General features: G+C 26.2%; 11 protein-coding genes. 2 read left to right on the top strand and 9 right to left on the bottom strand.

The window, feature by feature from the left end:
* Nucleotides 1–49: 49 nt before the first annotated feature.
* The 7 genes from ACZ5EP_RS02565 to ACZ5EP_RS02535 all read right to left on the bottom strand — a co-directional run bounded on the left by ACZ5EP_RS02565 (nucleotide 50) and on the right by ACZ5EP_RS02535 (nucleotide 11443).
* Nucleotides 50–1069: a TdeIII family type II restriction endonuclease gene (locus ACZ5EP_RS02565; RefSeq protein WP_464509313.1), complete on the bottom strand. Its 1020-nt coding sequence runs from the start codon at nucleotides 1067–1069 to the stop codon at nucleotides 50–52.
* The gene (locus tag ACZ5EP_RS02560; protein ID WP_464509312.1) at nucleotides 1059–2327 is read right to left on the bottom strand and encodes a hypothetical protein; all 1269 of its coding nucleotides are present in this window, start codon (nucleotides 2325–2327) and stop codon (nucleotides 1059–1061) included. Before ACZ5EP_RS02560 ends, ACZ5EP_RS02565 begins: the two co-directional genes overlap by 11 nt.
* 1 nt (nucleotide 2328) lies before the next feature.
* Nucleotides 2329–3897: a DNA methyltransferase gene (locus ACZ5EP_RS02555; RefSeq protein ID WP_464509311.1), complete on the bottom strand. Its 1569-nt coding sequence runs from the start codon at nucleotides 3895–3897 to the stop codon at nucleotides 2329–2331.
* A 77-nt stretch (nucleotides 3898–3974) separates the two neighbouring features.
* Nucleotides 3975–5963 (bottom strand): RecB family exonuclease, encoded by a 1989-nt coding sequence (locus tag ACZ5EP_RS02550; protein ID WP_464509310.1) that lies wholly within the window; start codon nucleotides 5961–5963, stop codon nucleotides 3975–3977.
* Nucleotides 5956–8835, bottom strand: coding sequence for a UvrD-helicase domain-containing protein (locus tag ACZ5EP_RS02545; RefSeq protein ID WP_464509309.1), 2880 nt, complete (start codon nucleotides 8833–8835; stop codon nucleotides 5956–5958). Before ACZ5EP_RS02545 ends, ACZ5EP_RS02550 begins: the two co-directional genes overlap by 8 nt.
* A 7-nt stretch (nucleotides 8836–8842) precedes the next feature.
* Complete coding sequence (locus ACZ5EP_RS02540) at nucleotides 8843–9757, bottom strand: hypothetical protein (protein WP_464509308.1); 915 nt, start codon at nucleotides 9755–9757, stop codon at nucleotides 8843–8845.
* An 81-nt stretch (nucleotides 9758–9838) separates the two neighbouring features.
* Complete coding sequence (locus ACZ5EP_RS02535) at nucleotides 9839–11443, bottom strand: ATP-binding protein (protein WP_464509307.1); 1605 nt, start codon at nucleotides 11441–11443, stop codon at nucleotides 9839–9841.
* A gap of 118 nt (nucleotides 11444–11561) precedes the next feature.
* Between ACZ5EP_RS02535 and ACZ5EP_RS02530 the strand changes: the two genes are divergently transcribed.
* Nucleotides 11562–11885 carry a UPF0175 family protein gene (locus tag ACZ5EP_RS02530; RefSeq protein ID WP_464509306.1) on the top strand — a complete coding sequence of 108 codons (324 nt, stop codon included), beginning with the start codon at nucleotides 11562–11564 and terminating at the stop codon, nucleotides 11883–11885.
* A complete protein-coding gene (locus ACZ5EP_RS02525) occupies nucleotides 11885–12340 on the top strand; it encodes a PIN domain-containing protein (protein ID WP_464509305.1) in 456 nt (151 codons plus the stop codon). The genes ACZ5EP_RS02530 and ACZ5EP_RS02525 overlap by 1 nt, the downstream gene beginning before the upstream one ends.
* Nucleotides 12341–12354: 14 nt before the next feature.
* On the opposite strand, the gene ACZ5EP_RS02520 is transcribed toward ACZ5EP_RS02525, so the two are convergent.
* Complete coding sequence (locus ACZ5EP_RS02520) at nucleotides 12355–13782, bottom strand: 5-methylcytosine restriction system specificity protein McrC (protein WP_464509304.1); 1428 nt, start codon at nucleotides 13780–13782, stop codon at nucleotides 12355–12357.
* Nucleotides 13766–15955, bottom strand: coding sequence for an McrB family protein (locus ACZ5EP_RS02515; RefSeq protein ID WP_464509303.1), 2190 nt, complete (start codon nucleotides 15953–15955; stop codon nucleotides 13766–13768). The genes ACZ5EP_RS02520 and ACZ5EP_RS02515 overlap by 17 nt, the downstream gene beginning before the upstream one ends.
* Between the last annotated feature and the right edge of the window lie 22 nt (nucleotides 15956–15977).

Below are 15977 nucleotides of genomic sequence, written 5' to 3'. Positions count from 1 at the left end.
TTACTATCCCAATATAAATATTAAAATTCTTTATAATTTTATGATATAATTAATTTGAATCTAGTAAATATAAAAGTTTTAAACGTTTTTGGTTATATTTCCCGCTTTTAAATAGTTCTTGATTTATTAAACGAGGATTTTTTTCTTGAAGTTTATAATAATTTTTAAAAATTTCTAATTCATCAAATAGAAACCATTGTTCTAAAATTTCTGAATATTTTTCCTTATCTTTTTCAAAATTTTCAGGATCATTTATAAACATATAATTTTCTAAAAAATTAGGTTTAGCTATTTGATTTATTATTTCTAAAATTTCTTCCATTGTGTTTGATATACCACCACTTAATCTATTCCATAATTCTTCTGCTAATAAAACTTCTTTTTTGTCAAAATATTTTTCAAATTCAATTAAATGTTTCATAAATTTTTGTTTGTTATATTCTGTAGGTTTATCCCTTAAAGGATCAAATGGAAAACCAATAAAGTATCTAATTTCTTTATTTGGATATTTTTGTTTTAAACAGGCTTTCGCATAAAGAATTTTTCGTTTTTCTCCTCGCATTTCTCCAGCATTAGGGCGAACAGATTTTAATTCAATAGCTTCAATATAATCATTTTCTATAATAACAACATCAGCAGTAAAAGTAGGAGCTTTTTTTAGTTTTCCTTTTTTTATAGAGAAAATTGACTTATTTTCTTCTTCTAAATTTGGTTTTTTATTTTCATTTTTTAGATCTGTTATTATATCGTTTATTATTCTTTCTTGATCCTCAAAATATTTACAATCTTTAAACTTTCTTTTTTCTCCATCACTTAAAATATGCGCAACATTTTCAAAAAATGATTGTCCTAATGTTGTATTTAATCCATGCAACCAACTACTCAAACTTATCATAAAAGGAATATCACTAACTTTTTCTTCTAATTTATCTTTAAAAGCATTTAAAAAAGCTTCATGAAATGGTGCATTTCTATTTATAGTTGTATCATCTGGAAAACTATCAAATCTTGAAATTAAAGTTTTTATTACTTCAAAAGCAATTTTTTCTTTTATTTTATTATCCATCATTCATTTCCTTTAATTTGATAAGCTCAGAATAATAAACTGAGTGAGTTTTTAAAAAATTAAATTTTCTTTTTAATTTCTCATAATTTTCATTAATAAATTCTGTTTCATCTTCTGTTAAATTATTTTTTTGCAATAATTCATTAATTTTTTTTAAATCATCATAATATTCCATAGATTTTATTGTATTAATAATATCTTCACCTTTATTTATACAACATCTATAATGATGATGTTTATTATCTGCAAAAGAAAAATTTTTACCTCTAATTTTACCATTATATTTAAATTTCATATATGGGCATTTCCCATTAATTTTATCATCTAATGAATATTTGTTACAATCCACAAGACATCTAATCTCATTTTGCACTTTTAAATTCCCTAAATTACAAAAATCTTCTATTACTTTATCACATATTCCAATCCATTTTTTACATATTGGACATCTGTCTGATATTCTTGCATTTAGCGTATCAATAGGAATTACAGGTATTCCACTTGGAGCCATGAACCCACCTGATTGTCTTTCTTTTAAATTACCTATTTCAATACCATAATATCTATATGTATTTTTATGTAATATAATTAAATCAGGAGGTGATAATTTGTTTGTTAAAGAAATTGGTTTTTGAATTAATAGTAAAGGAAAAATATATCCAATATCATATTTTAAAATAAAAGCAAAAACCAACATTTCATGCCATAAACCACCAGCAGTTTTTGGCAACAAAGAATCAAAATATTCTGACGGAGCGTTTTTATCTTGAGATGGTAGTCCAACCTCTTCTTCCCATTCTTTTAATTTATTAAAACCAATATCATCTTTTATTATTTCTTTCAAACTTTCCAACAACTTCTTTCTTAATTTACTATCAACAGTTAAAACTTCATATTGCATTAATAAATTAACAAATCTTAAAATCAATTCTAAATAATCTTTAATTCTTTCTTGTTTAAAAGTGTTATTTTGAAAAATTATATAAATTCCTCTTGAAAAAAATATATATTCAATAATATCTGCTAATTTCATTTGTCTATCTACTTGATGATAAATCTCATCACTAAAATTTAAATTAATTATATTCGAATTAATTTTTTTATATTTTAATACTTTCTTTGTTAACTTATCAAATTTACAATAGTTATATTTATATAACATATAATCATGTTTATCTGTATAATTATTTTTCTCCATAAAAGTTAAATGTAGTTTTTCTAAATGTTGTTTTATTTTTTCAAGCTTATTGTATATTTCCATTTTACTCACTTTTCATATGAAAAATACTCTCACTATAAGGATTTCTATCTTTTTCAACTCTATTTAATACAGGTCTTTTAAATTCATTAACAATTTTTAATCCTGCTTTTTTAGCGATTATTGGATATAAATTAAATTTATCATTAGCAACTAAAAAAATATTAAAATCATCTACTAAATATTTTTTCATATTTATCAATACTTGACTAATACCATCCACATATTCTTTTCTTGCTTTTTCACCTTTACCTTTATATAAAGGTCCTATTTCAAGTTCATCTTGTCTTTCGAAACCAAAAAGTTCATATGCATATTCGTGCTGTTCATGATAGTTAATAAGTCCCACATATGGCGGTGAGCTAAAAATACCTCTTATTTTTTTTCTTTTTAGTAAATTTTTAAATTTTTCATCTTTTATATTTTCAAATATATCAATATTTCTACTATCTCCAACTATGCAATAACTAAACACATCTGTTCGTAAACTTTCAAACTCTTTTAACCTTTTAATAGTATCTTTTGAATATCTATTAAACCAGCTTTTTATAGTAAATAATGGTTTACAAATTTTATAATGTTTTTTACAATAATATGGTGTAAACTGTGGTTCCTTTAATGTCGCTAAATCTGAATGAGTAGTAGCTCTACAACTTCTAATAGTTCGACTTAATATTAAAAATAATATATTTTTTAATTCTTCATTTTTTATTTGTTTAATTAAGTTAAACACAAAATATATTTCATTTTTAACTGGAGTTATATACCATTTATCTAAAAATCGATTAGTATTACTTTCTTTATTAATTTCAATTTTATATTTATTTAGCAATCTTTTATATATTTCTAAAAATTCTTGTTCTTTTTCTTTACCATAAACTTTATCGTCAATTTCTTTATTCCTAACCATTTTTTTAAATTCAGGGCCTGGAAAAAATATGTTATTAAATTCATTTAACACTTTTATAAGTTCTTTTTCAAAATCAACATTATTATTATTTTTAATAAAATTATCAAGCTCATTATTAATTTTTATAAGTTCTTTTTCTAATAATTTAATATCTATTTTTGACAATTTTGTATTAGTAATAAACGAATTAAAAGGAGACACATCTATCCCTATTGCATGAATACCAAGTTCATTAGCTTGAATAAGAGTTGTTCCACTTCCACAAAAAGGATCTAATACTATATCTCCTTTATTAAAATAAATTTCTTTTTTAAAATTATCAGTATGAGTATCTAAAAAATATTCAACTAATTGAGGAATAAATTTACCCTTATACGGATGAAGTCTATGAACATGTTTTGTGGTTTCACTTTCTTTATAATTATCAAAAGACAAATACCAATTTATTTCATCACCAAGTTTTTTTTTATATTCAATCTCTTTTAATTTTTGTTTTTCAAAATAATTTAAAAGCTGGTTCTTATCTAAATATATAGTATTATCTTTATTAATTTTATCTATTATCCCATATTGAATTAAATACATTATATTTGATTGCGTAATTTTTTTATTAACTAATTTTGAAGCTATTTCAACCGCCTCTGAAAGATTTACGCAACACATTATTATCCTTTTTTTATCATTATATCAAATTTTACAATTTGATGATATACTAGTTTTTTTATACTTCTATAAGAACATTAATTATTTTTAGTTTTCCTACAAATTTTCTCAAACTCGCAATACTCACAATCGGGATTGTCGATATAATCAAACTCTCCATTTTTTATTTTAGTAACTATCTCTTGAATTTGATTTTTAAGTATCTCTTCATATTCGGGATTATAACAAATATATCCTCTTTCTTTATCGCACTCTTTCATTTTAACAAACTCTTTAATCTCTTTTTTAAAGGTAACTAGTTTTGCGTTTACGGGTTTGTTAAATTTATGTTTAGCCCAATAGGTATATAACCCTAACTGAATGTCTTTAATTTTGCCTTCTTTAATTTGAAAATCGCTTTTTTTCTTGCTGTCTGACGATTTATAATCCACAATTTCTACTTCTTCGTTAATATCAAGCCTGTCAATCACGCCTTTGAAAAAATAATTTTCCATATCGTTATGCTGATAATTCTCTTCGTCAATCAATTCTAAATTTTCATTAAGAAATATTTTATACTCAACTTTCGAGTTGGACAAATCTATTTGTTGTATATATTGTATAAAATTTTTCAATATTTTTTTCAAACTCACTTTATAAAGCTCTTCATATACGCTCCCTGTAAGCTCTTTTTTAATCTCCTCGTCTTCATACGCTTTTTGTATTAAAGTGCCGATATCAAAAATATTTTCTTTTACCGCAATTTCAAAGGCTTTGTGCATAATTCTTCCTTTAAGCATTGCGTCAAGTTCTTCCGTCTCTCCCTGTGGAGCTTTTAAGTGTAACACATACTTAAAAAAATATTGTTTAGGACATTTAGTGTAAGTGTTTATTTGCGAGACACTGCATTTTTTCAAATCATGCGGCACTTTTTCGTATGAGTTAGATACTTTTTCTCTTATTGAGTTAAATTTAAATGTTTTATTTAAAGGATTTTCTTCTAATAAAACACTTAACGTATTTGCGTGATGAGTTGCGATAATGTTTTGAGCGATTTTTCTCATTCTATCCACTATCTCTATCGAGCTTTCATACAGATTGTTTTTATAAAACAGCTTTTCATAATCTTTTACGAAAAAGACGTTTTTGCTTCTGCTTGGAGGAAAATTCTCAATGTTTGCTCCTACTAAAAACAGATACTTTACGTTATCATATACAAACACCTGATTCGTTTCGGTTATCTCGATTCCGTTTTTTATTAAAAATCTCTCGTTTAAGATGTCTTTTTCTATTTCTTTTTCGCTTATTTCAATTCCTAAATTTTGAAGCTTCTTTTTAAGGTGCGCCGCTTTTTGTTTTGCGTAATTTCTGCCTCTTTTATATCGCTTGATTTCGATTCCTTTCGTAGAATACACGGGTATTTTGTATTCGTAAGCGAGTGTTTCGAATATTTTGAAATATTTGTCTATATCGGTTGCGAATATTTTTATATTTTCGATTTTTTCTCCGTTATTTAACAGCTCTTTTATAAGTTTAAACACTTTAACAGCTTCATCAAACTCGTCAAAACATTCAAGAGTTTTCATTTCCGTGTTGCTATCTGACAGCGTTTCGTTTAAAGTTTTATCTTTTATTTTTTCAAATATTTTCTTTTGCAGTTTTGAATCGAAAAAATGAATATTACCTTTTTCAAACTCGTCAACTTCATGTTTTTCGTCAATATTTTCAAGCACAAACTTCTCTATATCCGCCATATCCGCTAAATTTTTATTTTTCAAAAACTCATTATAATCGTTTAATATTACTTTTAGCTCGTTTTTTTTATCCGCTTCAAATTCAAGTTTATCAATATCAACTTCGTTTCTTTTTACTTCTATCAAAAATGAAGTTATTTCGTCAAACTCTTTTAAATAATCAAAATGTTTTAAGTTTAGATTATTTATGATGTTTTGAATAATAAATTTTGACTCTAAAAACGAAACTTCCCTTTTTAACGAATGTTTTTGATGAAAATCGTCTATTAACGAGCTTAAAGTTTTTGCTTTTTTATTAAATATTCTTCCCCTTAATTTAGAATAACTAATCATTATTTTCTCCTAAATAAAGCAATTCAGTCTCAACGTTATCGTATCCTTTATTTTTTAAAGCTCTTTTATACCTATCAAGCTGTTTTGAATAATCGCTCTTTTGTCCCGTTTTAAAATCCACAATCTTACACACTCCGTCAATCTCATACCATAAATCCACTCTTCCATAACCTTCCTCATCCTCAAAATCCCACTCAAACTCTTTTGCTTTAGCTTTTTTTAATTCGTCAAATACCTTACTTTGTTTAAAACTTTCAATCATTTTATTCACTTCACTATACTCAACGGCGTAGACGTCGCATATTTTTTTTATTTTCTCATCATTTAAATCATCATGATACAGCTCTATTATTTTATGCACGGCGCTTCCTAAATTTAACTTTTCGCTAAATAGCGGAATATTAATCTTTTCTACAAATTCACCTTCGTAAAAATCAACTAAAATTTCCTCTTCTTTCTTTTCTACCGCTACGTCTTTTAACTCTATTTCTTTTAATTTATCCACTTCAAGCCATGATGCGTAGCTCTTTTCCGGAGGGTTTTTTATCGTGGAAATAACGATATTGTGTTTAGCTCTAGTAAGAGCCACGTAAAGCAGCCTTTTTTTCTCCTCGTAAAATTTAAGCCTATCTATATAGTCCGCCACTCTATACGCAAGCGGTTTATAGTCGTCTATTTTAAATCCTATTAAATGTTTTGTTTCCTGATTTTCCGAATACTTAGTATCTATAACGCCGTCTTCCCTTTTAGGCGTTAAGTTTTTATGAGCTTGAGCTAATATAATAATCGGATACTCTAATCCTTTGGTATAATGAATTGAAGAGAGCTCAATTGAATTTGCTATATCACTCTCATACCCGGCAATTCTTTTATCTGCGTTTAAAAAATTATTTTCTAATATTTCGATTATCGCTTTTTCATTGTAATCGTACTTTTCCTCTAAATTTATAACTTCCCTTATCAACTCTTCCACGTTCGCTTTAGCGGCGTTTGAATTTTCGTATCTTTTATACGCTCCGCTTTTTATAAAAACTTTTCTTATAAACTTATGAAGGACTTCTTCGTCAAATTCAAATATCTCTTTTATTTTTTCCTCATCTTCTAAAATATCTTTAATTTCTTTATCCGTTTTGTTATAAATTTTGCCGTTTAACGCTCCCGTTACGTAAAATTTATCCGTTTTACTTAGTTTATTTTTAAAAATAAAGCTTCTTACCTTAATAACAGACATTATGTCTTTAATCTCATCTTCTTCCCAAAACTCTTCGACTCCGTTAATTTTTGCGGGTATTCCTAATTTTTCGAGTTCTGTTTTCAAATAATGCATGTGCGTTTTTGAATCATATATCACTCCAATCGCTTTTTTGCCTTTATCAATATACTCTTCTTTTATGTGAGGATAAATTTCACCTTTTACTATCATACCTATTAATTTAGCGATATTTTCCGCTTCTTTTTGATTTTTATCTTCTTTTTTATCAAAATCGCTATATAATACCGCTATTTCTCCTTCATTATCGCTTACCGATTTAAGAGATTGATATTCAGCGCTAAAATCGTTATCAATTGGCAGTTTCTCTTTTTTTAAAATTTTCTCAAATCTATTATTTACAAACTCTATTATATTTTTATCGCTTCTTCTGTTTTCGTTTAATTCCTCTACTGTTTCTATATCTCTTTTAGCCTTTTTAAACACTTCTATCTCACCGCCTTGAAACGAATAAATAGCCTGTTTTTCATCTCCTACTATAAAAAGATTATCCGCTATTTTTTTAGCTATTTCATACTGCGTTGAATTACTATCCTGAAACTCGTCAACCATAACGTATTTGAATTTAATCTCCTTAACTTCAAGCAGTTTGTGGAGGTTTTGAATTATTTTATTAAAATCAAGTTTATTGCCTAAATTTTTATGATAGTTGTCATATACACTTTGAAGAAATTTTTTGAGATTATTTATGTGAGTTAAAAATTTCTGTTCGTATTCTCCGCTAATAGGTTCAATATCTTTTCTTAATTTTTTAGTGATTTTGTCTGCAATTTCTTTTTCGTTTTCATCAAAAAAATCTTTGCTTTTAATATTAATAGATTTAAGATATTGTAAAAACGTAATATTATTTCCGCTCGCAAGCTCATCAATATAATCCATATATTCTTGTTTTTTTAATTTCTTCTTTGTGTTGTTTTTATGTAAATCAATATAAAGTTTATGTAAGTCTTTAATATCTTCAAAATTATCAATACCCTCTTTAAATTTAGTGTTAAAAACATATTTTTTACTGTAAGTGGTTATTTTATAAAGAGACAAATCTTCCAAAACTTCCGCAATAAGCTCTTTGTTTTCTTTTAAAGATTCATTAAAACTTTTTAAAAACAGCTCTTCCTGTTCAAGCTCGTCAATAATATCTTCGATATTGATTTTCAGATAATCCGCATACCTTTTTATCATCATTAATGAAAAACCGTGAATCGTAGTGATTATCGCATTGTTTATTTGGGTAAGTCCCTCTTTCAGTCTTGATTTTATGTAGTTTTTTTCATTATCGCTCAGGCTATCGATAAACTCTAATTGATTTTTCTTTTTTTCTTTTTCATTTCCTTCAATTACCGAAACTATGCTTTTCATAAGAGAGAAAATTCTCTCTTTCATTTCACTCGCCGCCGCATTAGTGAAAGTCATAGTTACTACTTCATCAATTTCGGCGGCAAATTTATCTTTATCCTTAAATTCGACTTCCCTTTTTTCATTCTTTGACACAAAAAAATCAAATCCTAAATATGCATTAATGTATCTTCTTGAAAGCGTATAAGTCTTACCGCTTCCGGCCCCCGCACTTATAGCGAACGATTTTTTTATTGTAAACTTATTCATCTAATATCTAAAATATCAATTCTATAATTTTATTATCAATCTTATCTTTATCTCCATCTAAATATGTGCATATATTATCATCGCATTCAGCACCAGCTACAATGTAATTATGTGGACAAATTACATCTTCATCATCTTCTTCTTCAAAAAAGCACTCATATAATTCTTCTCTTAATTCAATGAAATCATCTTCACATTTAGTATAAAATTCTACTAATTCAATATACTCATCACTTGCTTCGCAACAATCAATAACTTCATCTAAATATTCTAAATAATCATCATTAATTATTTCTATTGACCTCGGACAATCAGGAACATCACTTCTTATTGCAGCATTTTTATCTAAATTTATATATACATATTCAGTATTCAGTTTATAGCCACACCCTTCAGACTCCGTATCTTTTGGTAGTTCAACAACAAGATACTCTTTTTCATTTAATTTTTTTATAATAGCTCCATGACTATATCTTTTCGTATCTTCTTCATCTTCTTCAATATCAAATTCTATTACTATAAGTTTTGCTTCAGAATTATCCTCATCTAAATTAATTTCTTTACAATTCTCTTGTTTGCTTATATCTATTTTAGACTTATTTGTTTTTTTTTCTAATTTTTTTTCATCTGCTTCTAAAGCTTTTGCTAAAGTTAAATCATTATTAGCCAAATAGCTATTATCACTACCAGCAACTTGAACTTTTATACCAAAATCTTCAAAAAATTTATTTTCAAAATTTCCAACTTTCATATTTTTTCTAACCGTTAATTCCCCACCTTTTGTTTCTGTTTTTCTTATTGAAGCTAATGTTGAATCATCGTTTGCAAATTGCCTTCCATCATATACTCTAAGAGTTAAACCAAACTCATTCTTAAATTGTTCTTTTAAAGTTTTAACTTTCATTCTTCCGTTTATATTCATCGCTTTCTCCTTTTTATTTTTCATTTAAATTATAACAAGTTTATTAGAACTTATTGTGTCGTTTTTCAAAATTTCAAATTTTTATATTTTAAACCCTAAATTCATACTATTTTCAGATTTAAACCCAACTTCCTCTTCAATAAGAATTTTAATATCTATTACTTTTATCTCTTTTTGATTAAGAATAGAATCAAGCAGTGCTTTTCTTGCGACATTCTCAATCTGTCCACCTGTCAGTTCGTAATGGATTATTTTATTTATAAATTCAGTACTTTGAGGCAATCTACTAAGCCATATGTTTTTTCTCGCTTTTAGTGAAGGCTTTTTATATTCAATTTTGTATAAAAATCTTCTGTTAAACGCATCGTCCATATTTTCAATCAGATTCGTAGTTGCTATAAAAATACCTTCAAACTTTTCCAGTTCTTCAAGTAGGATATTTTGCATTGCGTTATTCATAACATCCACGCTATTTGAGGTATTCATTCTTTTCCCTATAAGTGAATCCGCTTCGTTAAAGAGTAAAATAGGCTCGTGTTTTAATTCTTCTTTTGCTCTTTCATATTCTTTGAATATGGCTTTTAATCTTTTCTCACTCTCACCTACGTATTTATCTCTTATGTTTGAAATATCTACCTGTAAAACATCTCTTTTTGATACTCTTGATAAGTAATAAGCCGTAGCGGTTTTACCTGTTCCCGGATATCCGTAAAAAAGTGCGACAATTCCGCTTGAGAGGTTGTATTGTTTAAGTTCTTTTGTAATATTTTTATAATTTTTCTTATCAATTGTTTTGGCTATTAAATCTATGTCTTTTTTAATATTTTCATCCAAAAATATAGTCTGGTTTATTTTTTTATAAGGTAAATATTTTACTAAAGCGGAAGTAAATTCTTTTTTCTGTTTTTTTACTTTAAAAAATTTAAAATAAAAAGTCTTATTTACCTCCATTTCCGGATCGTTTATAAATCTTCCGTCTTCTTTTATTTCAATTATTTTATCTTTCATAATAGAAAATTCGTTTTGATAAATCTTTTGCATAAATTTTGAAATTTGGGATACGCTGTCATATATATCTTCGGCAATTGTAGAAGCGTAAATTCCGCTTTTACCCTGCACTTCTTCAAGCAATACTTTAAAAAACAGTGCAAGCTCATCATTGCTGTATTTTGTTAAAAAACTGAAATCCTTTGATCTTTGGATAACAGTTCTAATAAGTTTAAAAAACTTCGTTAACGATACGGTGTCGTTGTCTCTTCTTTCAAACAGCTTATCCAAATAATCCAAAACACTGTGCAAATCGTTATAATCAATCTCATCCATCTCGTTTTTGTTTTCAAGTAGTATATTTAAAACATTCTCATCTATGTTTATATCATCTCTGAATCTTTTTCCGTCCTGCAAAACTATCACATCTTTTTTAGCAAGATGTTTTAAAAGTTTTATAAGTTCAATATGTTCTTTTGAAGCGGCATCGATATTGAGCGATTCCATCAAATCTTCAACGTCAAGTCCTCTGAATCTTTTCCTCTCAAAATATAATTTCAGTATCACGCTAAAAAGCACGGCTTCTTTATATTCAAGCTCAAATTCTTTTTGCAAAAAGTCTATTTCTTTTATGTTTTTAGGATGTTTATAAAAACTTTCAACTGTAGTGATTTTATTAAGCAGTGAATGTAGTACCATTTGAGCTCCTTAATTGGATTTAAAAAATTTTATCCTTTTAAGAAGCTATATTGTGACGTATTTGAAAATTTACTCTTTTATGCTATAATACTTATAAATATAAGTATAAGGGTAAATAATGAAAGCTATAGGAATAAGAGAACTTCAAAAAAATCCGTCATTAATAACCAAATGGCTTGAAAACAAAGAATACACAATTATCACAAAAAGAAACAAACCGATAGGAATAACCATATCGTTTGATGATAAAATCATAACCGAAGGGCTTAAAACTTCCTTTTTAATAGATGCATATCAAAATTCTCTTATCGGACTCAGCGAACTTGCGAAATCTTTGAATATGAATAAAAAAGAAGCTATGAAATTTTTATCCTCATTAGGTGTTAACGTAATCGATTATGATTTTGAAGACGATTTGAAAACGGCAAAGAAGTTTTTGTAATGATTATAAGCGACAGCACAACCCTTATAATTTTAAGCGATTTAAAAAGACTTGATTTACTTACTGTTTTTGAAAAAGTTTTCATTCCACAAAAAGTTTACGGAGAAGTTACCTTTAAAAATAATATTGATTTGCCGGAATTTATAGAAATTATTGAAGCTCCCGAAAACGAACTTTTAAGCAACCTCAGAAGAATTTTAGATGAGGGGGAAAGCGAAGCAATTACCCTTGCGGTTGAAAAAAATCTCCCTCTTATAATTGATGAAAAAAAAGGCAGAAAAATAGCCAAAAATCTCGGTATTGATATCATTGGACTTCTAGGTATTTTGTATCTTAATTACAAAAAAGGCAGTTTATCCAAAAAAGAAATTGAGGAATTTTTAGATATTGCCCTTTCAAACGGATACCGGATATCCGATAGACTTTTGAAGCAGTTTTTTGAGATAATAAATTGATTTAATTTTTATTTTTAAGTGTCATAACTTGAACTAATTAATTCTTCTATTCTTTGTAGAAATGCTTTTTCTTGTTCTTTAATTTTTTTAGCTATGTTAATTCCTTGTATTTCTTTTTTCTTTTCTTTTTTTTCTAGTTCATGCAACTCTATACCGTCAATTATAAATTTAGTTTTATTATTTCCAAGCCAGTTATCGCTAAAACATTCTTTTTTATTATATTCCTTTTCCAAAGGATATAAAAGCCCTCCTGCAATTACACTGTATTCCTGATTTTTATAATAACTCATATACGTATTTATTTGAAAAAAATCACATCTGTCAACATCTCCTAATCCAAAACCGCTTCTCCCATTAAATTGCATTCTTTTATATTTTGTATCAAAAACTAAAACTTTATTATCTTTCATCATTACTATATCAGGAATTATTTTTCTTGTAAAAAAGTTTTCTTCATAAAGCTCTATTTTTGGACTTTCTATTTGCCAGTCTGGAAAATTGTTTCTTAAAAGCTTAGTAATATAAATTTCAAACAATTCAGCAATATTTATAATAAAACCGTATGTATTAGCTTGTCCGTATTTATTATCAATACTGTTATGATTAATTATTAATTTCGCATATTTCAAAACTTCTTTATACGGAGCAAAAATAGGATTATACAAAGCTTTAGAGTTCATCGCTTTATTAATTGTTTGATTTGAAACGTAATTATTACTTTTGTTTTGTTTAAGATGGCTTATAACGTGAGAGATGTTTTTTATATTGAATTTATCTTTTTTGATAAAAACGATGGCTTTATATAATACATCTATAATTTCATGAATTTCAAGCTGTTCTCTATTTGTTGAAGATATTTTACCTCTAAAGGGAATATCTTTTTTTAAAAACTGATTAATGTCAATTTTACCTTTTAATTTTGTTTCATGGTGTTTTTGTGTTCTATACGCTTTTGGAAGTCCAAGCAAAAAAGCCTTTTCAAGTTTCTGTATAAACAGATAATAAATAATAAATTTAGATATATCTAAATTTTTACTCTCTCTTCCCGCTACATCAACTTTATCCATAAAAATATCATTTGCGAAATTCAACATTCTTTTTAAAAAAACTTTATTAAATCTCGAATTTATTTCTATATCTACACCGTTCCATTTAAAATTTCCTACAAAATTACCTGTTTGTGCAATATATTCTTCATTTTGCTTTTTCAATATAGAAATAATTAATTCATCATCATTGTTTTTTACACTTCTCTTTTCTTGATCAAAAAAAGAAAAAAAAGTATTGTTTTTTAAAATATAATCTTTTAAAGTTATATGAATATCAGTTTTAATGTTTTTTGATATTTCACAAACGTATTCATTTTTATCTATATTTTCAATTTGTTTTTTTGTTTTATCATTATTTGCTTTACCTTGAAAATTATCAACTGTTTTTATCATTATTTAACCTAAAATTTTTGCGTATTTTGGAAATATGTTCTTTGATGTCTTCCTCATCATATATACTTCTCAAATATTCTTGTAATAAAGGTTCAATATGATATTCAAACAAATCATTCATACTTGTTTGTGTAATTTGATTTTTTATATAATTTTTTATTTCTAAAAAATAAGAATGTCCTATTTGATATTTATCACCTAAACCATCAATATTAATCACATAATCATTTAATTCTTTACAAGCTTTTATATATTTGTCGATATTTTTATCATTGATTATTGTTTTTAATACTTCATAATCACACTCTTTTTTTACCCATACAAATCGCCTTCTAAGTGCCAAATCGAAACTGTCAATACTCCTATCCACATCATTCATAGTTCCAATAAAAAATAAATTTTGAGGTATATAAAAATATTTATCTTCCTCGTTTAAATACGAATATTGTGTTTTTATTTTTCCTTTTTTTCCTCTATATTCCAACGCATATAATAACTCTCCAAAAACCCTTGATAATTCTGCTCTGTTTATTTCATCTACAAAAAAGAAATATCCATATTCATTAATTGCTTTAGTAAAATCTTCTTTTTCCATTTTTAAAAAATGTTCTTCATCTTGCTGTGCTTTTATACAAAATTCCTTAAATTCTCCGTTTTTTAATTCAAATTTCATATTTCCACTATCCTCAATTCCGGATGGTTTAATACCCTCAATAAAATCTTCATAACCATAACTTGGATGGAATTGTGTAATTGTTATTTGTTTATATTCGTCTTTAACTAAATTTTCTATATTTTCTCTTATGGTATAAGTTTTACCGGTTCCGGGTGCTCCATAAAAAATTATATTTTTACCTCGTTTTAATAAACCAATGAATTCATCTTTTTGTATCCCCTTTTTATCAGCTTTACCTAACAAATTTGCAAATATATATGCATATTGATATAGTTCCTTATAATCTTTTGCATTTCTTACATCTTCAAAAGTTATTTTATGTAATAAGTTAAAAAACTGATCAATTACATAATAACTCTTAAAATCTAAGTTTTCCGGAATTTCAATTTTATCTTTGATGATGTCAATTTTTTCTTGTAAATTTGTTTTACCATTTAAAATATTTGTCGTTTTTTCTATGTGTTTTATAACATCTGTTGTCATATTATTTACAAGGGGTATTTTATCCTCTTCCATTTGAATATAATAAGCCAGCTCTCTTGCCGTAGCTTCCATACCATCTATTTTCTTTATTTCATCATTGATTTTTTCAAAAGATAAATCATTTTTAATATTATCCTTTTCATCATACACTAAATTATAAATGCTTTGAAAAACATCTCTTATTTTTTCTAATTTATAATCTTCTCTTAAAGATTTTACCTCATCTAAAGTTAATCCTTCAATTTTTTTAATAAGATTTGTTCTGTTTCCTTGCATATTAGCGGAATTTATACTTTCATCCCACCAATCCAAATTTTTATAAGTCGATTCTTTTAAGAATTTTTCTAAATTATTCTTTATCACTATTTTCTTTTTATAAAATTCTCCATTTTTATCAAAACTTAAATGCTTTATATCTTGTGGATTTTTTAAAAAATCATTAAATTTTTCAAGAGTTTTATCTAATAAATCTTCATTAATTTTATAAACAATTTCTTTATAAACATTTGCAACTATTTCAAATTTATCTTTAATATCTTCTTCTTTATCAATTCCGAAAAATCCAAAATCTTTATATTTTTCACTTTCGTTGTTTCTATCTTTACTTGCTAAACCTTTATCTTTTACATTCTCTTCAATAATTTTTCCAAGCATTTCAGATAAACTTAAGTCGCCTAAAACATTATTATAAATTTGAATCGAAATATTCAATCCATCTTTACCGATATACATACCTAAAACAATCGGATAATTTCTACCGAATTTTTCATAATATGCTCTATACCAAATACCTTCTCTTAATTTAGACTGTCCTTGAACACTCCATTTACTGCCTTGTTTATTTAAGGTAATTTCTTCGTGTTGTTTTAACAAGGTTTCAAATGTATTTCTTAATCTCTCATTTATCTCTTTTGATTTTGATATTAGTTTTTCATCATTTTCATCATTTTTAACATAATCTCTACCACCGTTTTTTTCAAAATGTTCTTTAGCTTCTTTTATCCAGTTACCCATTTTTCATCCTTTTTTTATAATT

This window comes from Nautilia abyssi (assembly GCF_055388085.1).
Note: the sequence above shows the minus strand (reverse complement) of the source record. Positions and strands in the feature narration are given on the sequence as shown.